18 protein-coding genes and 1 pseudogene are annotated in these 21,362 nt (G+C 70.1%); 10 read left to right on the plus strand and 9 right to left on the minus strand.

What is annotated here, in order from left to right; translation table 11 throughout:
- Positions 1–19 precede the first annotated feature (19 nt).
- Complete coding sequence (gene gcl, locus EIZ62_RS05900; RefSeq protein ID WP_156691658.1) at positions 20–1,804, minus strand: glyoxylate carboligase; 1,785 nt, start codon at positions 1,802–1,804, stop codon at positions 20–22.
- Between the two features lie 198 nt (positions 1,805–2,002).
- On the opposite strand from gcl, the gene EIZ62_RS05905 reads away from it, so the two are divergent.
- Positions 2,003–2,923, plus strand: a complete 921-nt coding sequence (locus tag EIZ62_RS05905) for a hypothetical protein (RefSeq protein WP_156691659.1) — start codon at positions 2,003–2,005, stop codon at positions 2,921–2,923.
- A 233-nt stretch (positions 2,924–3,156) separates the two neighbouring features.
- On the opposite strand, the gene EIZ62_RS05910 is transcribed toward EIZ62_RS05905, so the two are convergent.
- Together EIZ62_RS05910 and EIZ62_RS05915 are read right to left on the minus strand one after the other, a co-directional pair.
- Positions 3,157–4,788: an AMP-binding protein gene (locus EIZ62_RS05910; RefSeq protein ID WP_156691660.1), complete on the minus strand. Its 1,632-nt coding sequence runs from the start codon at positions 4,786–4,788 to the stop codon at positions 3,157–3,159.
- Positions 4,785–6,461, minus strand: coding sequence for an AMP-binding protein (locus tag EIZ62_RS05915; RefSeq protein ID WP_156691661.1), 1,677 nt, complete (start codon positions 6,459–6,461; stop codon positions 4,785–4,787). The genes EIZ62_RS05910 and EIZ62_RS05915 overlap by 4 nt, the downstream gene beginning before the upstream one ends.
- A gap of 101 nt (positions 6,462–6,562) precedes the next feature.
- On the opposite strand from EIZ62_RS05915, the pseudogene EIZ62_RS32350 reads away from it, so the two are divergent.
- Together EIZ62_RS32350 and EIZ62_RS05925 are read left to right on the plus strand one after the other, a co-directional pair.
- Positions 6,563–6,646 (plus strand): annotated as a pseudogene (locus tag EIZ62_RS32350) (helix-turn-helix transcriptional regulator); the annotation flags it as partial.
- 80 nt (positions 6,647–6,726) lie between these two features.
- Positions 6,727–7,383, plus strand: a complete 657-nt coding sequence (locus tag EIZ62_RS05925; RefSeq protein ID WP_156691662.1) for a LysE family translocator — start codon at positions 6,727–6,729, stop codon at positions 7,381–7,383.
- Positions 7,384–7,435: 52 nt separating this feature from the next.
- Here EIZ62_RS05925 and EIZ62_RS05930 read toward each other — a convergent pair whose 3' ends face one another.
- The gene (locus tag EIZ62_RS05930) at positions 7,436–7,849 is read right to left on the minus strand and encodes a VOC family protein (RefSeq protein WP_156691663.1); all 414 of its coding nucleotides are present in this window, start codon (positions 7,847–7,849) and stop codon (positions 7,436–7,438) included.
- 161 nt (positions 7,850–8,010) lie between these two features.
- Here EIZ62_RS05930 and EIZ62_RS05935 point away from each other — a divergent pair, with 161 nt between their 5' ends.
- Positions 8,011–8,424, plus strand: a complete 414-nt coding sequence (locus EIZ62_RS05935) for a hypothetical protein (protein WP_156691664.1) — start codon at positions 8,011–8,013, stop codon at positions 8,422–8,424.
- A gap of 26 nt (positions 8,425–8,450) precedes the next feature.
- On the opposite strand, the gene EIZ62_RS05940 is transcribed toward EIZ62_RS05935, so the two are convergent.
- The gene (locus tag EIZ62_RS05940) at positions 8,451–9,557 is read right to left on the minus strand and encodes a winged helix DNA-binding domain-containing protein (RefSeq protein WP_156691665.1); all 1,107 of its coding nucleotides are present in this window, start codon (positions 9,555–9,557) and stop codon (positions 8,451–8,453) included.
- A 146-nt stretch (positions 9,558–9,703) separates the two neighbouring features.
- Between EIZ62_RS05940 and EIZ62_RS05945 the strand changes: the two genes are divergently transcribed.
- Complete coding sequence (locus tag EIZ62_RS05945; protein ID WP_156691666.1) at positions 9,704–10,876, plus strand: magnesium and cobalt transport protein CorA; 1,173 nt, start codon at positions 9,704–9,706, stop codon at positions 10,874–10,876.
- Positions 10,877–11,186: 310 nt separating this feature from the next.
- Here EIZ62_RS05945 and EIZ62_RS05950 read toward each other — a convergent pair whose 3' ends face one another.
- Both EIZ62_RS05950 and EIZ62_RS05955 read right to left on the minus strand, forming a co-directional pair.
- On the minus strand, positions 11,187–11,969 hold the full coding sequence (locus EIZ62_RS05950) for a hypothetical protein (RefSeq protein ID WP_156691667.1): 783 nt from the start codon (positions 11,967–11,969) through the stop codon (positions 11,187–11,189).
- An 884-nt stretch (positions 11,970–12,853) separates the two neighbouring features.
- Positions 12,854–14,530 carry a hypothetical protein gene (locus EIZ62_RS05955; protein ID WP_156691668.1) on the minus strand — a complete coding sequence of 559 codons (1,677 nt, stop codon included), beginning with the start codon at positions 14,528–14,530 and terminating at the stop codon, positions 12,854–12,856.
- Between the two features lie 199 nt (positions 14,531–14,729).
- Between EIZ62_RS05955 and EIZ62_RS05960 the strand changes: the two genes are divergently transcribed.
- The 4 genes from EIZ62_RS05960 (at position 14,730) to EIZ62_RS05970 (ending at position 17,325) form a co-directional block, all read left to right on the plus strand.
- Positions 14,730–15,407, plus strand: coding sequence for a DUF6338 family protein (locus EIZ62_RS05960; RefSeq protein ID WP_156691669.1), 678 nt, complete (start codon positions 14,730–14,732; stop codon positions 15,405–15,407).
- Between the two features lie 276 nt (positions 15,408–15,683).
- Positions 15,684–15,851 carry a hypothetical protein gene (locus EIZ62_RS31895; protein ID WP_167536343.1) on the plus strand — a complete coding sequence of 56 codons (168 nt, stop codon included), beginning with the start codon at positions 15,684–15,686 and terminating at the stop codon, positions 15,849–15,851.
- Complete coding sequence (locus EIZ62_RS05965; protein ID WP_167536344.1) at positions 15,848–16,849, plus strand: caspase family protein; 1,002 nt, start codon at positions 15,848–15,850, stop codon at positions 16,847–16,849. Before EIZ62_RS31895 ends, EIZ62_RS05965 begins: the two co-directional genes overlap by 4 nt.
- Complete coding sequence (locus tag EIZ62_RS05970) at positions 16,846–17,325, plus strand: hypothetical protein (protein WP_156691671.1); 480 nt, start codon at positions 16,846–16,848, stop codon at positions 17,323–17,325. The genes EIZ62_RS05965 and EIZ62_RS05970 overlap by 4 nt, the downstream gene beginning before the upstream one ends.
- An 82-nt stretch (positions 17,326–17,407) precedes the next feature.
- Here the strand turns inward: EIZ62_RS05970 and EIZ62_RS05975 are convergent, their stop codons facing one another.
- Positions 17,408–18,385 carry a toll/interleukin-1 receptor domain-containing protein gene (locus EIZ62_RS05975; RefSeq protein WP_167536345.1) on the minus strand — a complete coding sequence of 326 codons (978 nt, stop codon included), beginning with the start codon at positions 18,383–18,385 and terminating at the stop codon, positions 17,408–17,410.
- 247 nt (positions 18,386–18,632) lie between these two features.
- Between EIZ62_RS05975 and EIZ62_RS05980 the strand changes: the two genes are divergently transcribed.
- Positions 18,633–20,042, plus strand: coding sequence for a M20/M25/M40 family metallo-hydrolase (locus EIZ62_RS05980; RefSeq protein WP_156691673.1), 1,410 nt, complete (start codon positions 18,633–18,635; stop codon positions 20,040–20,042).
- On the opposite strand, the gene EIZ62_RS05985 is transcribed toward EIZ62_RS05980, so the two are convergent.
- Positions 20,035–21,312: a preATP grasp domain-containing protein gene (locus EIZ62_RS05985; protein ID WP_156691674.1), complete on the minus strand. Its 1,278-nt coding sequence runs from the start codon at positions 21,310–21,312 to the stop codon at positions 20,035–20,037. The two genes, EIZ62_RS05980 and EIZ62_RS05985, sit on opposite strands and share 8 nt — an antisense overlap.
- Positions 21,313–21,362 lie beyond the last annotated feature (50 nt).

Here is a 21,362-nt window from a genome sequence, read left to right on the forward strand (position 1 = left end):
TCCTCACGCGTGTGGCGGGTCAGACGAGCGGGCGGATCGCCGTCGGGGCGTGCCCCGGCTCGGTGGCGAGCTCCTCGAACTCGGTGACGTCGCTCATGTCGACCGTCTTGCTCATCGCGATGTTGGTGATGCGCTCCAGGATGGCCTCGACGACGACCGGGACGCGGTGCTCGACGGCCAGCTTCTTGGCCTGCTCCAGCGCCTCACCCAGCTTGCTCGGGTCCTCGACGCGGATCGCCTTGACGCCCAGGCCCTCGGCGACCTTGACGTGGTCGACGCCGTAGACGCCGATCTCCGGGGTGTTGATGTTCTCGAACTCGAGGTTGACCTCGAAGTTGATGCCCAGGCCGCCCTGCGCCTGCCGGATGAGGCCCAGGTAGGCGTTGTTCACCAGCACGTGGATGTAGGGGACCATGTGCTGGGCGGCGACCGCCAGTTCCTCGATCATGAACTGGAAGTCGTAGTCGCCGGACAGGGCGACGACCGGGGTGTCCGGGTCCGCGGTGGCGGCGCCGATGGCGGCCGGGATGGTCCAGCCGAGCGGGCCGGCCTGGCCGCAGTTGATCCAGTGGCGCGGCTTGTAGACGTGCAGGAACTGCGCCGCGGCGATCTGGGAGAGACCGATGGTGGTGACGTAGCGGGTCTCGGGGCCGAACGCCTTGTTCATCTCCTCGTACACGCGCTGCGGCTTCATCGGGATGTCGTCGAAGTGCGTGCGGCGCTGGAGGGTGGCCTTGCGCTCCTGCGCGGAGGCGGCCCAGGCGGAGAAGTCGGGCAGCCGGCCGGCGGCCTTCCACTCCTTCGCGACGGTGATGAACAGCTCCAGCGCGTCCTTGGCGTCGGAGGCGATGCCGTAGTCCGGGGCGAAGATCTTGCCGAGCTGGGTGGGCTCGATGTCGACGTGGACGAACTTCCGGCCCTTGGTGTACGCGTCCAGGTTGTAGCCGGTGTGGCGGTTGGCCCAGCGGTTGCCGATGCCGAGGACGACGTCCGACTCGAGGAAGGTCGCGTTGCCGTAGCGGTGGGCGGTCTGGACGCCGACCATGCCGGCGGCCAGCTCGTGGTCGTCCGGGATGGTGCCCCAGCCCATGAGGGTGGAGATGACCGGGATGCCCGTCAGCTCGGCGAACTCGACGAGCAGGTCGGAGGCGTCGGCGTTGATGATGCCGCCGCCGGCGACGATCAGGGGGCGCTCCGACTCCAGGAGGAAGCTCAGGGCCTTCTCGGCCTGGGCGCGGGTCGCGGACGGCTTGTAGACCGGCAGCGGCTCGTAGGTGTCGGGGTCGAACTCGATCTCGGTGAGCTGGACGTCCATCGGCAGGTCGATGAGGACCGGGCCGGGGCGGCCGGAGCGCATCAGGTGGAACGCCTGCTGGAAGACGCCGGGGACCTGCGCGGCCTCCAGGACGGTGGTCGCGGCCTTGGTGACCGGCTTGGCGATCGACGCGATGTCGACGGCCTGGAAGTCCTCCTTGTGCAGCTTCGAGACCGGGGCCTGGCCGGTGATGCACAGGATCGGGATCGAGTCCGCGATCGCGGAGTACAGGCCGGTGATCATGTCGGTGCCGGCCGGGCCGGAGGTGCCGATGCAGACACCGATGTTGCCGGCTTTGGCACGGGTGTAACCCTCGGCCATGTGCGAGGCGCCCTCGACGTGCCGGGCGAGGGTGTGACTGATCCCGCCGCCCTCCTTGAGGGCCTTGTAGAAGGGGTTGATCGCCGCGCCCGGCACACCGAACGCGTTGGTGACGCCTTCGCGCTTGAGGATCTCAACGGCCGCTCGGGCGGCGGTCATACGAGGCATTGGGGGCTCCTGCTCCGGCCGGCGGATTCGGGCTCTGTCGCGCCACCTGAGAGCTTCGATTCCGTAATGCGGAAGTGTAGTTCTGCTATACGGAAGCAATCTAGGCCGTGAGATGGACACAGTCAAGGGATGGCCGAACTCCCTCCCCAAGAGCGCGCCCGTGGTGGACGATGGACGGCGGAACGAAGGGGGTCCTACGTGGGAGAGAACGTCCCGGTACGCTGCCCGGCCTGCCGCCGCACCCACGGCTACGCGCCGCCCGTCTACCCGTGCCCCTGCGGCGTCCCCGTCGTCCCGCCCCTGCTCAAGGGCGCCCCCGCCGAGCCGATCACCCACCGCACCTGGACCGACGACTGGGTCACCGTCCGCTGCGACGCGTGCGGACGCCACGACCAGTGGCCGCAGCCCGAGCTGGGCTGCCCGTGCGGCACGGTGCTCCGCGTCCCGGTGCGCCCGGTGACCGCCGCCCCCAAGCGGCCCTCCGCCCCCACGGCGCCCGGCGCTCCCGGCCCCGGTACGCCCGGCCCTGGTGCGCCCGGCACGCCTGACTCCGGTACGCCCGGCGCGGCCGGCCCGGGCGCTGCCGACTCCCCGCCCGGCGGCACCGACTCGCAGCCCGGCGGCCCCGAGTCCCCGCCCGGGGCGACCGCCTCCACGACCGGGGTCTCCACGGTGCCCGCCCACATCCCGCTGCCGCGCACCGCCGCCGTGCCGCGCCCCGCCTTCCGGCCGGTGACCATCCGCACCGCGCGCGACGCGGTCACCACCGCCGCGCTCTACCTCCACTGGCTCGGGTTCCAGGATGTCGTCCAGCCCGAGGACGTCCCGGGCACCGCGCCGGCCGCCGGCGGGGGGTTCGGCGTGGACCTGCGCGGCCCCGGCCTGGTGGCCCAGGTCGACCCGACGACCAGGCCCACGTCCCTGCGCGCGGTGGAGTGCCTCTGGCTGACCGGACTCGCGGCCTCGGCCACGAGCGTGTCGTTCTCGCTGGCCGGCTACGAGGAGAAGGCGCGCGCCCGCGCCGACCGGCTGCGGCTCCCCCTGTTCGTCCTGGACCTCACCGGCACGCCCCAACCCCTCAACGGCCCCGCCGACGAACTCATCGCCCGAGGCGCCTGACCGGTACGCGCCCCGTCCGGTCACGCCCGGAGGGCCCGCGGGCCTCGCAGGTACGCGAGGCCGGGAGGGGCCCCGGAAGCCCGGGCAGCCCCCGGGGTTCCGAAGCCCCCTGCGGCCCCGAAGCCCCCGGCAGCCCCCGGGGTTCCGGAGCGCCCCGAGCCCCCGGAGCCCCCGGCGGCTCCGAAGCCCCCCGGCAACCCCGGGCCCCGGGCCCCGGGCCCCGGGCCACCCCCTCACCCCCCGTACGTCCTGCGCAACTCCACCTTCCTCACCTTGCCGCTGATCGTCATCGGGAAGGTGTCCAGGAGCTCCAGCCGGCGCGGGATCTTGTAGTGGGCCAGGCGTTCGCGGCAGAACGCCGTGATGTCGTCGAGCGTCGGCGGGTCGGCCGGGTCGCGGGGGATCACGCAGGCCAGGATCTCCTCGCCGAACCGCTCGTCCGGCACCCCCACCACCTGCACGTCGGCGATCTTGGGGTGGGCGTGCAGGAACTCCTCGATCTCGCGCGGGTAGACGTTCTCACCGCCCCGGATGATCATGTCCTTGATGCGGCCGACGATCTGTACGTACCCGTCCTCGCGCATCACCGCCAGGTCGCCCGTGTGCATCCAGCGGCCCGCGTCGATCGCCTCGGCGGTCTTGTCGGGCTCGTCCCAGTAGCCGAGCATCACGCCGTAGCCCCGGGTGCACAGCTCGCCCGCCCCGCCGCGCGGCAGCGTCGTACCGGTCGCGGGGTCGACGATCTTGACCTCGACGTGCGGCAGCACCCGCCCGACCGTGCCGGTGCGGCGCTCCACGTCGTCGTCGCGCCGGGTCTGGGTGGAGACCGGCGAGGTCTCCGTCATGCCGTAGCAGATCGACACCTCCGCCATGTTCATCTCGGCGACGACCCGTTTCATCACCTCGACCGGACAGGGCGACCCGGCCATGATTCCGGTGCGCAGCGTGGAGAGGTCGTAGGAGGCGAAGTCCGGCAGGTTCAGCTCGGCGATGAACATCGTCGGCACGCCGTACAACGAGGTGCACCGCTCGCGTTCGACGGCCCGCAGGGTGGCGGCGGGCTCGAACGACGGGGCCGGGACGACCATGGTGGCGCCGTGAGAGGTGGCGGCGAGGTTGCCCATGACCATGCCGAAGCAGTGGTAGAAGGGCACCGGCAGGCAGATCCGGTCGTGTTCGGTGTAACCGAGCGTCTCCCCCACGAAGTAGCCGTTGTTGAGGATGTTGTGATGGGTGAGGGTGGCGCCCTTGGGGAATCCGGTGGTGCCGGAGGTGTACTGGATGTTGACGGGGTCGTCGCACGACAGCTCCGCCTCGCGAGAGGTGAGTTCCTCCTCGGCTACGGCGCCGGGTACGGTTCCGGCGACCAGGTCGTCCCAGGACGGGTCGCCGATGTAGTGCACGGCCCGCAGTCCCGGGCAGTCGGCGCGCACCCCGTCCACCAGGGCCCGGTAGTCGCTGGTCTTGTGGGCGAGCGAGGCGATGAGCAGCGAGACCCCCGCCTGGTCGAGCACGTACCTCAACTCGTGGGCGCGGTAAGCCGGGTTGATGTTGACCAGGATGGCGCCGATCCGGGCGGTGGCGTACTGGGTGAGGACCCACTCGGGGCAGTTGACCGCCCAGATCCCGACCCGGTCGCCCTTGGCGACTCCGGCGGCCAGCAGGCCGCGTGCGAGCCTCGCCACGTCGGCGCCGAACTCCGCGTACGTCCAGCGCCGCCCGGACGGGACGTCGACCAGCGCCTCCCGGCCGGGGTGGCGGGCCACCGTCCGCGCCAGGTTCGCGCCGATCGTCTCGCCGAGCAGGGCGGTACCGCTCGTCCCGTGCGCGTAGGAGAGGGCCGCGTGGGCGACGGAGAGGCTCATGCGAGGTCCCCCTCCACGTACTCGGCCGCCGAACCCGACGCCGTACGCTCACGCAGTTCGATCCGGCGGATCTTCCCCGACACCGTCTTGGGCAGGTCGGCGAACTCGATGCGGCGGACGCGCTTGTACGGGGCGAGGACGGCCCGTGAGTGCGCGAACAGGGCCTTCGCCGTGTCCGGGCCGGGCTCCCAGCCCTCGGCGAGGACGACGTACGCCTTCGGAACCGCGAGGCGGACCGGGTCGGGCGCCGGGACGACCGCCGCCTCCGCGACCGCCTCGTGCTCCAGCAGCGCGCTCTCCAGCTCGAACGGCGAGATCTTGTAGTCGGAGGCCTTGAACACGTCGTCGCTGCGGCCCACGTACGTCACGTACCCGTCGGCGTCGCGCGAGCCGATGTCGCCGGTGCGGTAGTAGCCGCCGGCCATTGCCTCGGCCGTCCGGTCCGGGTCGCCGTGGTAGCCGGCCATCACGCCGACGGGCGCGGTCGACAGATCGACGGCGATCTCGCCCTCCGCCACGCCCGGCTTCCCGGTCGCCGGGTCCAGCAGCTCGATGCGGAAGCCGGGGCTCGGGCGGCCCATGGAGCCGGCCTTCAGGAGTTGCCCGGGGCTGTTGGAGACCTGCACGGCCGTCTCGGTCTGCCCGAAGCCGTCGCGGATGGTCACGCCCCATGCGCGCCGTACGCTCTCGATGACCTCGGGGTTCAGCGGTTCGCCGGCCGCGACGGCCTCGCGGGGCGGGGTGCGCAGCGCGGACAGGTCGGCCTGGATGAGCATCCGCCACACGGTGGGCGGCGCGCAGAAACTCGTCACGCCGTGCCGGTCCATCTCGGCCATCAGGCGGGCGGCGTCGAAGCGCGTGTAGTTGTGGATGAAGACGGTCGCCTCGGCGTTCCAGGGCGCGAAGAGGTTGGACCAGGCGTGCTTGGCCCAGCCGGGCGAGGAGATGTTGAGGTGGACGTCGCCGGGCCGCAGCCCGATCCAGTACATCGTCGACAGATGGCCGATGGGGTACGAGGTGTGGGTGTGCTCGACGAGCTTGGGGCGGGCGGTGGTGCCGGAGGTGAAGTAGAGCATCAGCGGGTCGTCGGCGTGGGTGACCCCGTCCGGCACGAACGGCTCGCACGCGCCGTACGCGTCCTCGTACGCGATCCAGTGCGGTACGCGTGCCCCGACGGCGATCCGGGTGTAGTTCCCCGGCACGTCCTCGAACTTGCCGGTGTCCTCGGAGCGGACGATCACGTGGCGGGCACGGCCGCGTTCGACGCGGTCGGTGATGTCGGCGGGGCCGAGCAGGGTGGTCGCCGGGATGACGACGGCCCGCAGCTTCATCGCCGCGAGGGCGGTCTCCCACAGTTCGGCCTGGTTGCCGAGCATGACGACGATCCGGTCCCCCGGCCGCACGCCCAGCCCGCGCAGCCAGTTGGCGACCCGGTCGGAGCGGCTGCGCATCGCGTCGAAGCCCACGCGCGTCTCGGTGCCGTCCTCCTCGACGATGTGCAGCGCGGTCGCGTCATTGCCCTCGGCGATCACGTCGAACCAGTCCAGCGCCCAGTTGAACCGGTCCGGCCGGGGCCAGGCGAACCCCTCGTACGCCGCCGTGTAGTCCTCCCGGTGCCGCAGCAGGAAGTCCCGGGCCTCCCGGAACTCCTGTGTCGCGCCGCTTGCCGCCATGCGTCCTCCTCGTTGCGGGACCCGTCACCGGCATCGTGTAATCGGTGACCCAGGTCTCACTACCCCCGAACGGGGGTAAAGGAGCGGTGCCGTGCCCGAGCCTGCGATCGGCCATGCGGAAGTTGGGCGCCGGCACGCGGGGGCAGGCGGTGGTGGCCGCGAGGCGGGCGGGGCTGCTGCCGTGAGGGGGCGAGGGCGGGGACGAGGGCGTACGTGTCCCTCTGGGGCCTGACGGCACGGCCCCGCGTGCGCCTACGCTGGGGCCATGGTGTCCATGGACCGTGTCCTGGCCTTCGCGGCCATGTCCCTGCTCGTGATCGTGATCCCGGGCCCGAGCGTGCTGTTCGTGATCGGCCGTGCCCTGGCGCACGGGCGCCGTACCGCGATGGCGACGGTGTTCGGCAACGTGCTGGGGTCGTACGCGCTGGTGGTGGCCGTGGCGCTGGGCGTCGGGGCGATCGTCGAGCGCTCGGTGGCCGTGTTCATGGCGGTGAAGCTGGCGGGCGCGGCGTACCTGGTCTTCCTGGGGGTGCAGGCGTTCCGGCACCGCAAGGACATGAAGGCCGCGCTGACCCACACGCCGGCGCCCACGGCCGCCGGGTCGCGGGGCGGCGACCTGCGGACGGTCGTGGACGGTGTCGTGGTGGGCGTGACGAACCCGAAGGGGATCGTCTTCTTCGCCGCGGTGCTGCCCCAGTTCGTCGACCACGCGGCGGGCGGGGTGGCGGGCCAGATGCTGCTGCTGGGCCTGGTGCCGATCTGCATCGGCCTGGTCACCGACACGCTGTGGGGCCTGGGGGCGGCGGCCGCCCGCGGCTGGTTCGCCCGCTCGGACCGCCGCCTGTCGATGGTGGGTGGGGCGGGCGGCTTCGCGATGATCGGCCTCGGTGTGACGGTGGCGGCGACGGGACGCGCGGAGTAGGGCGCCGGCCGGGCCCGGCGCCGAGCAGCCGTCCGCATCACCGCCGCACGGCCTACTGACCGCGGTTGGGCCAGACCGGACCCTGATCGCTCCAGACGACGCCCTTGTTGCGGCAGAGGCAGAAGGGGTGGCCGACGGGGTCGGCGTAGACCCGGAAGCCGTAGCCGTCGGGGCGAACGCAGTCCCGCATGAGGGTCGCGCCGAGGGCCAGGACGCGGCGCTGTTCGGCCTCGATGTCGTCGACCTCGAAGTCGAGGTGGAACTGCTTGGGGTGCTCGCTGTCGGGCCACCGCGGGGCGCGGTAGTCCTGCACCGGGGTGAAGGCCAGCTCGATGTCGCCGACCAGGATCCCGGCCCAGTTCTCGTTGCTGCTCTCCTTGACCGGGAGCCCCGTCACCTCGGAGTAGAAGGCTGCCAGCTTCATCGTGTCCGGACAGTCGATGATGAAGTCGGTGAGTCGTATCATCCCGTGATCTTGCCACAGCATCCATGGCCGGACTCTTCCGATGGTATGCAGCGCTACCCGGGTGCTTCCTCACGCCGGTGTGCTCCCACTCCCCGTCCTGCCACCCTGACGGTGAGTGCACCAACCATGGAGTTCCCGCGCATCGCACATCGAGGAGCCATATGAACGCAAGCCGTCTGCGGCGGACCATCGGCATCGGCATCGCCGCGATGCTGAGCCTGTCGGCGCTCGCCGCGCCGTCGTCAGCGCGTGAACAGGACGACCACTACTCGATCCTGCGGCAGAGCGGTGGCAATCCCAACATCCGGCTGTGGATGAACGACACCCGTTACCTGATCCACGCCGACGTCACGGGCAACCCCAACGGCCGTTACAAAGAGGTGCAGTTGTTTGAGGGGTACTGCTACGGCGGAGGGGGGCGCGGGGTGCTGACCCGTGCGGCCGTGCCCGCCGGGCAGGGAGCTGTGGTTCCCTACGGCATCACCCCCCGCTCGCGCTGCGAGTACACCGCTCGCGTCACCGAGCACAACAACAACAATCTGTGGCTGTCCGGCTGGTGGACAGCGCCGTACTAAGGAGTCCCGCGTACCGCTGAGGGAGGTCAGAGCGTCCCGAACCTGACGTCGTACGCCGTGCCGGGCGCCATCGTCAGCATCGTCCGTTCGGCCTCCTCCGCCACCGCGGTGCGCTGCTCGCGGGTGAGCGTGCCGAACGGCTGCACCGTCAGCGTGGCACCGGCCTTCGTCTCTTCGGGGCGCCAGATGCCGGCGAGGAACCCGTCGACGAGGAAGGTGCGGTACGCCTGGTTGCCCTTCCAGGTGCGCTCCTTGTACTCCTTCGGCACGACGCGGGTGCGGTCGGCGTGCGAGAGCAGCAGGTTGTCGAACTCGGGCAGGAACCGCGGTGGTGCCGGCGTGTCGGGGTCAGGGCGGGGCGCGTCGGGCAGGTCGAAGAGCTCCGCGCCGTACTCGTCCTGGAAGGCCACCAGCCGGGGCCGCAGCCGGTCGAAGGCGTCGCGCAGCCTCGTCAGGCCCGACCAGGTCTGCATGTCCTTGACGGAGGCGGGACCGAAGGCGGCGAGGTAGCGCAGGACGGTGTCCTCCTGGGTCGCCGCGCGGGCGGACGAGCCGAACCAGGCCTCGGCGGTGGTGAGGGCCACCTGGCCGCTGCGTTCCCACAGGCCGCGCGGGGTGACCTGGACGAGCGGCAGCAGGCACCGGGCGGCCACGCCGAGGGCGAGCGGATCGGCGTGGGGCCAGTGCTCCAGCAGCGCCTCGCGGATCTCCTTCGGCGTCCGGGGGCGCTCCTCGACCAGGTCGCGGCTGATCTCCGCGAGCCGGTCCAGGTCCACGTCCACCAGTCCCTTGCGGAACACCCCCACCTCGCGGTCTCGGGCGGGCTGGACGAGCGGCCGCAGTGCGAGGACGTCCTCGGCGGTGTGGGTGTGGATGGTGGAGCGCATGGTGACGATCCGCGCCACCTCCCGCGTCTCCATGAGCGTGGACAGTTCCTCGGGGCGGAAGCCGTCGAGGCGGGCGGCGAGGGCGTAGTAGGGCGGTTTGGTGTTCTGGGCCTGGAGGCCGACGAGGTGGGACACGGCATGTTTCGCCGTCATGGGGGTACGGCGCAGCAGGAGCTGCCGTGCCAGCGTGGCGCGGTTGAGGGCGCGGGTGGTGAGCACGGGGTGGTGGGTGTTCCTGGAGACCATGCACGGCACGCTACGCACTCTTCAGGACAGCCGCTGTCCTCAACGCGTGACCCACTGACGCCGTCCGGCACCGTTCCACCCCGCCCGCCCCGTCATGCCGGGGCAAACCATGACATATAAGGTACGGCCCGGGAGGTGAGACCCGTATGACCCTGCCCTCGAAAAAGCCCCACTGGCTCCGGCGCCCCACGGCCCCCGGCCCCACGACTCCCGGCCACGCGCCGGCGGCGCCCGCGTCCGCGGCCCACGCGTCCGCGCCCTCGCAGGCCGTCCACCCCTCCCCGTCGCCCGGTGGGGGCGGCAGCGTGGTCCAGGCCTCCCTGTACCGCGACGGCCGCAAGGTCTCCTCCCCCGGCTCGCTCGCGGAGACGTTCCGGCAGCTGCGCGACGAACCCGACGGCATGGCCTGGATAGGGCTGCACCGCCCCACCGAGGCGGAACTGCTGTCCCTCGCCGCCGAGTTCGACCTCCACGAACTGGCCGTCGAGGACGCCATGGAGGCCCACCAGCGCCCCAAGCTGGAACGGTACGGCGACACCCTCTTCGTGGTGCTGCGCGCCGCCCGGTACCTGGACGCCCCGGAGGAGGTCGACTTCGGTGAGCTGCACGTCTTCCTCGGCCCGGACTTCCTCATCACCGTCCGCCACGGCGCCGCCCCCGACCTGTCCGCCGTACGCCGCCGCATGGAGGCGACCCCGGAACTCCTCGCCCTGGGTCCGGAGGCGGTGCTGTACGCCATCCTCGACGCCGTGGTCGACGGCTATGCCCCGGTCGTGGCGGGCGTCCAGAACGACATCGACGAGATCGAGACGGAGGTCTTCCGCGGCGACCCGGAGGTCTCCCGTCGCATCTACGAACTCTCCCGCGAAATGGTCGAGTTCCAGCGCGCCACCCGCCCGCTGGTCGGCATGCTGCACAACCTGATGGCCGGCTTCGCCAAGTACGGCACGGACGAGGAACTCCAGCGCCACCTCCGCGACGTCGCCGACCACGTCACCCACACCAGCGAACGCGTGGACGGCTTCCGCCAGGCCCTCACCGAGATCCTCACGGTCAACGCCACCCTGGTCTCCCAGCAGCAGAACGCGGAGATGCGGGCACTCGCCGAAGCGGGCTTCGAACAGAACGAGGAGATCAAGAAGATCTCGTCGTGGGCGGCCATTCTGTTCGCTCCCACGCTGGTGGGCACGATCTACGGCATGAACTTCGACCACATGCCGGAGCTGCACTGGGTGTACGGCTACCCCTTCGCGATCCTGCTGATGGCGGTGGTGTGCACGAGCCTGTACGTGATCTTCAAGCGGCGGGACTGGCTGTAGCGAGCAGACCCTCGAACGTTGATCAACTTTGTTTCCGCGAATGCTCGCGGAAGGCTGATTCGAGGGACGTGGCGGTCTGACGGCCGTCGGTTCGGCCGGGGGCGCCGGGGGCGCTTCGTCGCAGGTTCGCGCCGGTGTTCCGTGCTCGTAGCAGGCCGGGGGATACCAGGGACGTGGAGTCCGAGGTGCGGGGCGACGCGGGCTGCACACCGTCCGGCGCCTACGGGCCGGCCGATACGGCCGGCCCGTAGCACCGCGTGCACCGGGGTCGGTCCCGCCCGTCACCAGGGACCGCGTACGCGACCGGCCGTCAGACGCATTCCTGGGTGGGGCTCACGGGCGTCCAGTCCGACGGGCCGTGGCTGTTGGCTGCCCGCACCTGGTAGCACTGCCGCTCCGCCGGCTGGCCGGTGAACGTGAACGACGTGGTGTTCGGGCCCACGCTCACGGTCGTGTTGAGGGTGCTGTTGCGGAGCTGGAAGTGCGTCTCGTCGGTCACCACGTCCTGCCAGTCCACCCGTACCCGGGACGGGTCCGCGGGGTCGGGTCTGCTGGCGACCACGCCCGCCACCGGGGCCGGGCGCCCGGCCCCCACGCCCGATCCGGTTGCGTGTCGCAGGTTGAAGGTCACCGAGGCTCGGTCGGGGGAGAACGCTTCGCTGTTACGGGCGGACAGTCTCGCGCCCGTAAGGCTCCCGCCCGGGCGCATGCCCTGCTGGATGCCCTCGGACGAGCCGTCGAGGTCGCTGGTGAGGCAGCTCGATCCCTCGAGAAGCCGCAACGTCGGCGCTTCCACCACCATCTCGTTGTTCCTGAGCTGCACACGGACGCTCAGCGAGCCCACGGTCTGGTTCGCCACGCAGTGCGAGGTGGTCAGAGTGTTCGTGGGATTGTCGTGCGTCAGGCGGACCTGCCGTCTGAAATCGAAGGTCTGGGTCGTGTCGTCGTCGAAGACGCCACCCGCGTTGGTCACCGTCATCGTTCCGGTCAGGGAGATGGTGTGTGTGGTGGCCGCGGAGGCGGGCGGAGCCAGCCATACACACAACAGGGGGATCGGCAGAGCCGCAGCGGCGGCAGCGCGTCGCAGCCTCATCGCACACCTCGCGATCGATGGAGAGGGTGGGTGGGAACACAGGGTGAGTCGGTTTTCGGGACGGAGGTCTCCTCCTCGTCCCAGGCGGAGACGAACGCCGCCAGAGGGCCCAGGCCCCCGCCCCAGCAGCGGAAACCATGGTCGAAGAGGGATGATCCGGGGAGGCCGGGAGGGAGGGCGGGCGAGCGGCCGCCACCTCAGCCGTTCAGGGGCAGGCGGTGCCGAGGCCCGTGGGACGGCCGGCCTCGAGACCGGGCAGGTGGAGCGGCCCCTGCCCTGAGCGCCGTACACGTACCATCTGCCGGCGCAAGTCGGCCCTGTTGCGTTCGGGCAGCGCCGCTGCTGACGCCTGGTGAAGAGGATCACGAACAGCGTGACCATGTCGTGGACGGCGAAGGCGGACCACAGGAGCGTCAGCACGACGTTGTGCGGGACGCCAAGCACTCACGTGACCCTGTGGAGCCGACACGACGGCGGACGCCTCCCGGCCGGCCGGTACGAAGCCGGGCGGGCAGACAGTGAGCGCGGGAACCGTCGGGAAGGGCATGTTATCGACTCCTTCGCACCGCAATCCGCCGCGGCGCTCTCTCCAGCATGCCGAGGTCGTCCCGCACTCGCACCCCCAGCTCGCCGCGGCAAGCGATTCCCCGGCCCCGGCCAGGGTCGGGGACGGCCTCGGGACTGGTAGGCCCGCATGTTGAGGTATCGCGTATCCACGATGCAATGCGGGACGCTGTCACTCTGCGTCGACCGCTCGTGCGGGGCCTCTGGGCCACTTCAAGAAGATCTCGTCCTGGGCGGCCATTCTGTTCTACGTGGTCTTCAAGAAGAAGGACTGGCTGTAGAGATCGGGCCGGACACGGTGATCGGACGGTGGCCGCAAGTCAGGGCGCCGAGGCGTGCGGCATGCGGAGTCTCGTCCACAGAGAGATGCAGGGCACGCCGATCAGCACCGCGGCATAAATGCCGATAGAGGGATGATGGGTGACGCGGGCAACGATCAGACCGCCGCCCGCGGCACCCAGGACGCTGAGCCAGAGGAGGGCGGCGACAAGGGCGGACCTGAGCTGCACCGGCTTGGATCGCAACGCGCGATGGACACGATAGGAACTCCTCCTCAACTGCCGGAAGAGTCCGAACAGGCCGCCCAGTGCAGCGCCGACCACTGCGTAGCGGTCGTCGACGTTCTGCATGCGATGCAGGACGGCAACCTGGGCGAGCGTGCCGCACAGCGTACCCCAGAAGACGCAGAAGAAGATGTCGGCGGCGAAGAAGGCGAATTCGTCACTCAGTTTATCCAGCCACGACCGGGCCGGGTAACCGGCATGGTATTTTCTCTGCTCCTCCGGAGTCACCAGCACCCTGACATCGTGCGCGACTCTGTTTCGCTCCAGCGAAACGAATGTCCGGATGAATCCCACGGCGAGCAGCACCGCAAGGGCAAGGACCGCGCCGCGGACGGTGACCGGATCATGTCTCATGCCGTAGATCGGCACCGTGATCGTCGAAGCGGCCATCCCGGCCAGGGCCAGTACGAACCCGCGGCGGAAGGTGTCGGGCTGCACGGCCTGGCCCGGCAGCCGGTCCTCCAACCGCTCCAGAAGTGGGTCGACCTGCGCCTTGACCGTGGCCCGCCATCTGCGCCGAGCGGTCCGGCCGCGCTCGACGGTCGGGTCGAAGAGCACCAACTCCGGGGTCCAGTCGTCGGCGAACCTGATGACCCCGCGCAGTGGATGTCGCCCTCTCCGCAGCCGCGGCGACCGCAGGGGCGGATAGTCCGGCAACATCGGCATACGTGACGACGCCGCCCCGTCCCGGCCCAACTCCTCACCCCGCTCGGCGAAATATTCCGCGGCTGCGTCGCGGAATCGGTGATACGCATCCGGTCCCGTGCACAGAAGAAGGAGCAGGCGGGCCGGCGGCAGGGTTTTCACGGCCTCCGTGAACTCCCACAGTGTGCCCTGTGCAGATTCCCTTTCATGCGAGGTTCCGGCCACCAGGAGAACCAGGCGTGCACGTCGGATCAGTTCGCTCACCTCGGATTTCCATTCATCCGCCTTGAGGTAGGACCGATCAATACCGGGTAGCGGGTACGTGTCGCCGGGGTGGCCGATCGCAAGCAATTTGCCGAAGCGGCGGAAGAATCGAGCGACCTTCTCTTCTTCTGTGGCTGCAGCATTGCCTACGTCATGGCCCAGGATCTCCCCGTTCGACAGCCAGAATCTCGACCCCAGCGTCCTCCTCGGATCGGCGAGTTCCCGGTCGATCCCGAAAGAGCGCAGGTACAGGACGAACGTCATGGCCGAGAGGTCCGTCGGCAGGTCCACGACGGGTTGGATCCGCATCGCGAAGGTCCGCCCGATCGGCCCGGCTACCCACAGCCCGAACGCGGCGACGGCGAACCAGGCGAGGGACCAGAGCACCAACCTCCAGTGAAACCCTCCGTCGAACGCCAGCCCGATGGCGGCGAAGCCTCTGAAAAGGGCGCCGAAAGTGACGAAGAGGACGACGGCGTACCAAGCCCCGGTGACTCCTGAGCGCCGTAACACGTAGCGCGTCATACCGGTGTGGGGCTCTCGCTCGGACATTGACATGCGACAAGTAGGCTCACACCGCGACGAAGGTGGTAAATGAACGTATCCACCCTTGTCAGTTCGAATCCCGCCGGGGTAACCAGCACACACGATCCCGACCACATGGCGCGTGTGAGCTGTACGGTGGCCGACTGTCGTTGTTCGTCCACGGCAGGAAGGGGCCGCCGTGCCCACTACGTTCACCGGTCTCATACTGCTGGTCGTCCTGTTGCTGCCAGGCTTGACGTTCGTCGTCCGCGAGCGTCAGGGCAGCGAGCGTCGGCCTACGCCCTTCCGGGAGACCGGAACCGTGGTGTTCTGCAGCGTTCTCACCGAACTGCTGACACTCGCGCTCTTCGCGGCGGCGCGCGGCCTCATGCCCGGTCTGACGCCGGACGTCGGGCGCCTCGTGCGCGAAGGCGGTGGCTACGCGCGCGACCAGTATGTGCAACTTGGCTGGTGGGCCGGCGCTCTGTTGCTGTTCTCGTGTGCTCTGGCGGCCGCGGCCGCAGCCGTCACAGGGAAGCGACCCCACGCATCCGTCATGTCGGCATGGTGGGTCATGTTCGACCGCTGGTATCCCGGAGAAGACCCTCTCGTCGGCTGCGTCCTGGAAGACGGCTCCTACATCGAGGGGCGGCAGGCGTCGTTCAACGTCAGCTCGGACGACTCCCCGGACAGGGACCTGGTGTTGGTGGAACCGTTGAAGTACCGGGCGCCCGGCGCGACCGAGGTAGAGCACTTCCCATGGGGGGCGGCATGCGTCTCGGCCCGCCGTATCGTGACCATGTTCGTCAGTTACCCCGATCCTGAGCAGGAGGCGGGGGCGGCGGCGACGCAGGGGTCCGCCCCGGCCGCCTCGTAGGTTTGTGACCGCGCGTATCGGTTGAACCCGATGAACCCGGCGGCTTCTTCTGCGGTTGGCCGCCTGAACCAGGCCTGTTGGGCGAATCGACCATGGTGCATCCTTCCCGGACACGCACGTCCTGGCGATTGCCGTGACAACGCTCAGGACCTTCCTTGCGTGGAGCCTACAGAGCTGTGAATCCCGGGGGTGACGAAGCGACAAAACGCCACCGCGCTGCCAGGCCCGTCGCCTAGTCTGAGGCTGCACCGGTCCTGCTCGGGAGCAAGGAAGACCATGGCGAATCCCCGCGCGTTCCCCAGCTTCGTCTTTGATCACAACGAGCTTCAGAAGAAGATGTTCACAGGCCCAGCGGTGAGCGACTCGCCCGCGCCGTTCACCGTCGAAGAATGGTCGAGCAAGATATCGCTGCCCCAGAACCAGTGGGAAGCCAAGAACGCGTGAAGCGGGCCATCATCGTCGGCATTGACCACTACCCGGACGGTCAATCCCTGGGGGGTTGCGTCGCAGATGCGACGGCGCTCGACAAGCTGCTTTCCGCCAACGCTGATGGCAGCCCGAACTGGCGCACTCAATTGATCACAGGAGAGGAGGGCGGCCCCGAGGTGACGCGGGACGGCCTGCGTCACGCCCTCACCCAGCTGTTCGGCAACGCTCGTGACACGGATCTACTCTTCTTCTTCGCCGGCCACGGGGCGCAGACGCCCTGGGGCGCTGATCTGGTCACGCAGGACGCCACCGACCACACGCTGGGCGTATCGATGAACGACCTGATCACCCTGGCCAACGATTCACCCGCCCGCAGTGTCACGCTGATACTCGACTGTTGCTTCAGCGGAGACCTGGGAAACACACCAGGGCAGCAGGCCGCAGCCGTCGCGGAGAGCTTTCGCCTGAACAAGAGCATCCTGCGGGAGAACGTCACCATCCTGGCCGCAAGCCGCGCAATCGAGACATCGCAGGAGGTGGACGGACACGGCGCCTTCACCCGCGTCCTCCTCGACGGACTCGAAGGTGGAGCCACCGACCACCTGGGAAAGGTCACCGCGCTCAGTCTGTACGGATACGTGAGCCCGGCCTTTGATGCGTGGCAGCAGCGTCCGGTCTTCAAGGCGAACCTCACCGAGCCCGTTGCCCTGCGCATCGGTCCCCCATGGCTGGACGCCGCCATGCTGCGAAGGTTGCCCGAACACTTTCCCGAGGCGGACAGTCGAGTACGTCTGAGCCCGGAGCACGAGGGCGAAGGGAGACCTCTGCCTCCAGGAACGTCAGGCACCCCAAAACAGCAGCAGTTCGACTATTTCGGGCGGCTGCGCAACGCCAACCTTGTCACCACGGACGGGAAACGTGATCATTACTGGGTTGCCATGGAAAGCGGAGAGGTGTACTTGACTCCCATGGGCCAGTACTTCTGGAAGCTGGCCAAACGGAAGGTGTTATGAAGCGCATCGGGTGTACCGGACACCAGACGTTGGGCGTCGCCACACGGCGGCACGTCGTGGAAGCCATGCTGGCTGAGCTGAGCGACATAAGTGAGGAAATCTTGGGGGTGACGTGTCTCGCGGAGGGAGCGGATCAGGCTTTCGCGCTGGCCATGCTTGCACGCGGAGGACAATTGCATGCTGTCATCCCGAGTAAGGACTACGAGAACAGCTTCCAAAGCAACGAGGCGCGATCGACCTACAACTCTCTGCTCCAGCTTGCCGGCTCGCGCTCAGAGCTCGATTTTTCTACGGCCAGTGAAGACGCATACTTGGCCGCAGGGCAAGAGGTGGCTGATCAGAGCGATATCCTGCTGGCAGTCTGGGACGGCAGGCCGGCGGGCGGAAAAGGCGGCACCGCCGATATCGTGGCCTATGCCCGGCAGCGAGGCATGGACGTCCGCATCATCTGGCCACCGGGCTCGACCAGGCAGTAGAACCCAGAGGTCACTCAGCCTTCGTGCCACACCTGGCCTTCGTGTTCGACGCCGCCCATTCGCTCGGTGGGGACGGCGGCCCTCAGACTTCTCGGCGCCTGTTGCGCCACGCATGGACACCCGGCAGCAGCGAAGAGTCCTCACCGACCCCGCGCCCCTCCAAGACGCCCTCGACATTGTCGAAGAAGCCGACGGCGAAACGCCGCTGCCAGGCCAGCAGGGCAGGTACGGCTGCCAGCGAGAAGCCGCCGGTGGCAAACGCCAGCGCCACGGAAGCGCCGGCAACCGCCCCGGTTTTGACCGATGGCAGCTTCAACACCACAGTGGAATGACCCGGATCGGCGTCGACCACCGCCGCCGAAACCGCTCCGCCGCGACGAGCATGGAAGGTCACCATCGCGGCTTCCGGCGCCACCTCGATGATGGGGTAACGCAGCAACTCGACGGCTCCCGTCAGTGCGTCGAAGGCCCGACGGCGGGAAGCCTGCAACCGGCGCTCGTAGCGCCTGGTGGTCAGGAGCGTCGGCTCGCCGGGAGAAGCTGCGTCTGCCGCGGAGGCGGGAAGTACCCCGTGCCCCTCAAGCGTCTCCAGGAGGCGGCCGAAGTCGTACGGCCAGTCCGCATCAGCGAGTCTGACGGCTTGCAGGCGGGAAAGCGTCTGAAGCGAGGGAGGCAGTTCAGGGCCAGGTGGCATCACTGCCCCTCCGACGAGCACCGGTATGACGGCTTTGCCGTGCCGGAGAGCGGTCTCCAACTCCACGCGTACCAGGTCGGCCGGCTCGTCCAACCGCCGCTGCCCCTGGTCGTTCGAGCTACTCAGCCAGTCGGGCCCCAAGACCGCGATGGCCGCGCGAGACGCGAGTAACGCCCGTTCCAACTCCCCTACGTAGTCCCGGGCGGGCAGGTTCGAATCGATGTCCAGATAGACGCGTTCCTTCCCGAAATACCTCCGCAGGTCGGCGGCGAGTCGTCCGGTCCACGGAGCCGAGTCCGAACGTCGATACGAGAGGAATATCGCCCGCCGCTCCTTCGCGGACGTCCGATCCTCAGGTGCTTGCATGGCCGCTCCCGCTCGCGTCCTGTCCGCCCGGCTCATGTGGAGGGGACCACGAGGGCGCTGTACGCAGCCTTCCGACAAGCACACGTGAAGACAAGGGTGCAGGGGAGCGCGCAGACGGCGCACGCGGGTAGTGCGCGCACGGGCGAGGAGACCCGCTGTGTGGCTCCAGGCGTCGGCTTCGGCCGCGGCCGGCCGCCCCGCATGGAACGCCCGGGCTCGGGAACCCGGCCCCGCAGGAGGCGGTGCGATGTGGGAGGCGGACGCCCGGCTGCGGAGAGCGGTCCACGACGGCAGGCCGGGGATGCTGGAGGCGCTGGCCGGGTGGGTGGGCGTTCCTTCGGTGTCGGCGGTGCCGGGGCATCGTCCGGACGTGGTGCGGTCGGCCCGGTGGCTGGCCTCGGCGCTGCGGTCCACCGGGTTTCCGGTGGTCGAGGTGTGGGAGACGGACGGGCTTCCGGCGGTGTACGCGCACTGGCCCGCCGAGGACGCGGGCGCGCCGACGCTGCTGGTGTACAGCCACCATGACGTGCACGCCGTGAAGGACGGGGAGTGGCGCGAGACCTCCCCCTTCTCGCCCGTGGTGCGCGAGGGGCGGATGTATGGGCGGGGGGCGTCGGACGCCAAGGGGCAGACGCTGTGCCACCTGTGGGCGCTGAGGGCCCACATGGCGGCGGGCCGGCGGGCGCCCGCGGTGGGTGTCACGCTGCTCGTCGAGGGCGAGGAGGAGATCGGCTCCGTCCATCTGGCGGATCTGCTCGCCGCCCATCGGGAGCAGCTCGCGGCGGACGTGGTGATGGTCTCCGACACGATGCTGTGGTCGCTGACGGACGCGGCGGTGTGCACGGGGGTGCGCGGTTCGGTGAACGGCCGGCTGGAGGTGCGGGGCGCGGACGCCGATGTGCACAGCGGGGCGGTGGCCGGCACCGCGCCCAACGCGTGCACGGAGCTGTGCCGCCTGCTGGGGCTCCTGCACGACGAGAAGGGGCGCGTCACGCTGCCCGGTTTCTACGACGCCGTGGCCCCCCTGTCGCGCCGTGAGCGGGCCGAGCTCGACGCCCTTCCGTTCGACGAGGCCGCCTGGCTCGCCGACTCGCACACCCGCAGTGTCCGGGGGGAGCACGGCCGGAGCGTACTGGAGCGCATCTGGACGCGGCCGTCCGTGGAGGTCAGCAGCCTGCTGGGCGGGGACGCCGAGCAGCCGTCCCGGGGGGTCATCCCGCCCACCGCCCGGGCGGACCTGCTGCTGCGCCTGGTGCCGGAGCAGACCGCGGACGAGGTCGCCCGGCAGCTGCGCCGGTGGCTGGAGGACCACCGGGTGGCGGGCTACGACTACGAGCTGACCGTCTCGTCCACGATCTCCGACCCCTACCTCACCCCGACGGGGCACCCGGCCGCGGTCGCGCTCGAAGGGGCGATGTCGCGGGCCCTGGGGCGCCCTCCGCTGCGGATGCGCAACGGCGGGGCCGCCCCGGCGGCGCAGCTGGCCCGGGAGACGGGGGCGCCGGTCGTCTTCTTCGGTACCGGCCTGGTGGACGACCGCTGGCACGGCCACGACGAGAAGGTGGAGATCCGGGCCCTGCTCCAGGGCGCGGAGACGCTGGCGTACTTCCTGGAGGACCTCGCGTCCGCGATGGGCCGGCCGGGGCGGGTCAGCTGAGGCCCATCACCTCCGACAGGGCGGCCTCCAGTTCCAGCAGCCGTTCCCGGTGCGGTCCGATGACGGCGTAGCGCCACGAGCGGCCGTCGTGGGGCGCGTCGGCGTAGAGCACCACGCCCTCCTGCCGGGCCGTCGTCCAGTCGAGCCCCGCCGCGCTCAGGCGGCCGGCCGCCGTCCCGAAGTCGAGCACGGCCGCGGCCCTGCGCTGGCCGAGCAGCCACGCCGGGGTGCCGGTGAGCCCGGCGGACCGGGCCAGGCGGGCGATCATGACCTGGGGAGTGGTGGTGGCCGTGCGACGGATGTTGCTCTCCGTGGCGACCAGGGCGCCGTCCCGTGTGATCACCGCGTCGATGCCGAAGGGGCCGGCGTACCCACGGTCCGCGAGGTACGTCCCGAGCGCTCTCCCCCACCGCTCCAGCTCCTCGGCGGCCCCGGCGGTGGCCCCGGTCAGCGGGGACAGGTAGCCCGAGAACACCGGGCCGACCGTGCGCATCTCCCCGCTGAAGGCCGGACCGACGCCGTGGGGGCCCACGTCCATCTGGACGCTCACGGAGTGGGCCACATCGAGCCGCTCCTCGACGATCCACGGCCCCTCGGCGCCGCCCAGTCCCCCTTCGTCCAGGCCGAGCCACCACGGGTCACCGGGCGAGACGAACAGGATGCCGTGCCCCCCGGCGGAACGGTCGGGTTTGAGGACGGCCCGCCCGTGGCCGGCGAGGTGGCTGCGCACCGCGTCGCGCAGTTCGTCCCGCCGGCACACCAGGCCCCGCGGCACGCGGATGCCCAGCTCGGGCGCGACCTGCCGGAACCCCGCCTTGGTGTTCAGCAGGGAGGTCACGCCGAGCGCGGCACCCGCCCCCTCGGCGGAGGCGTACCCGCTCACGGGGATGCCGAGCTCCGCGGCGAGGGCGACGGCGGACGCGTCCAGGGCGGTGGGCAGCAGTGCCATTCCCGCGCGGCCGGCGACCAGGCCGCGGACGGTCTCCAGCAGGCCGTCCTGGCGGAGCGCGTCGGCCATGGCGGCGCCGCGCCGGCCTGGCGCGTGGAGCACCGACACGCTCGCGTCGGGCACGTCCAGCAGGCCGAGCGCGTACGTCCGGAAGTCCGGGCTCACCGGCACCGGTGTCACGAGGACGTCGCCCGCCCGCAGCAGCCACACCTTCCGCGGGGCCTGGGTGGCCCACCGCTCCAGCACGTCGCCCGCTTCCAGGCCGAGCGCCAGGTCGGAGACGAAGTTGGCGTACACGAGCCACGGTGACCGGTCCTGCACGACGCCTCTCCGTTCCGCTGCGGCGGCCCCCCTCCCGTACCGGCAACCTA

Source organism: Streptomyces ficellus (assembly GCF_009739905.1).
GTDB classification, from domain to species: domain Bacteria; phylum Actinomycetota; class Actinomycetes; order Streptomycetales; family Streptomycetaceae; genus Streptomyces; species Streptomyces ficellus_A.

Bases quoted from the DNA above. Each gene is read 5' to 3' on its own strand.
- gcl (WP_156691658.1), bottom strand. From the start codon at position 1,804: ATGCCTCGTATGACCGCCGCCCGAGCGGCCGTTGAGATCCTCAAGCGC.
- EIZ62_RS05910 (WP_156691660.1), bottom strand. From the start codon at position 4,788: ATGAGCCTCTCCGTCGCCCACGCGGCCCTCTCCTACGCGCACGGGACG.
- EIZ62_RS05915 (WP_156691661.1), bottom strand. From the start codon at position 6,461: ATGGCGGCAAGCGGCGCGACACAGGAGTTCCGGGAGGCCCGGGACTTC.
- EIZ62_RS05925 (WP_156691662.1), top strand. From the start codon at position 6,727: ATGGTGTCCATGGACCGTGTCCTGGCCTTCGCGGCCATGTCCCTGCTC.
- EIZ62_RS05930 (WP_156691663.1), bottom strand. From the start codon at position 7,849: ATGATACGACTCACCGACTTCATCATCGACTGTCCGGACACGATGAAG.
- EIZ62_RS05935 (WP_156691664.1), top strand. From the start codon at position 8,011: ATGAACGCAAGCCGTCTGCGGCGGACCATCGGCATCGGCATCGCCGCG.
- EIZ62_RS05940 (WP_156691665.1), bottom strand. From the start codon at position 9,557: ATGGTCTCCAGGAACACCCACCACCCCGTGCTCACCACCCGCGCCCTC.
- EIZ62_RS05945 (WP_156691666.1), top strand. From the start codon at position 9,704: ATGACCCTGCCCTCGAAAAAGCCCCACTGGCTCCGGCGCCCCACGGCC.
- EIZ62_RS05950 (WP_156691667.1), bottom strand. From the start codon at position 11,969: ATGAGGCTGCGACGCGCTGCCGCCGCTGCGGCTCTGCCGATCCCCCTG.
- EIZ62_RS05955 (WP_156691668.1), bottom strand. From the start codon at position 14,530: ATGACGCGCTACGTGTTACGGCGCTCAGGAGTCACCGGGGCTTGGTAC.
- EIZ62_RS31895 (WP_167536343.1), top strand. From the start codon at position 15,684: ATGGCGAATCCCCGCGCGTTCCCCAGCTTCGTCTTTGATCACAACGAG.
- EIZ62_RS05970 (WP_156691671.1), top strand. From the start codon at position 16,846: ATGAAGCGCATCGGGTGTACCGGACACCAGACGTTGGGCGTCGCCACA.
- EIZ62_RS05975 (WP_167536345.1), bottom strand. From the start codon at position 18,385: ATGCAAGCACCTGAGGATCGGACGTCCGCGAAGGAGCGGCGGGCGATA.
- EIZ62_RS05980 (WP_156691673.1), top strand. From the start codon at position 18,633: ATGTGGGAGGCGGACGCCCGGCTGCGGAGAGCGGTCCACGACGGCAGG.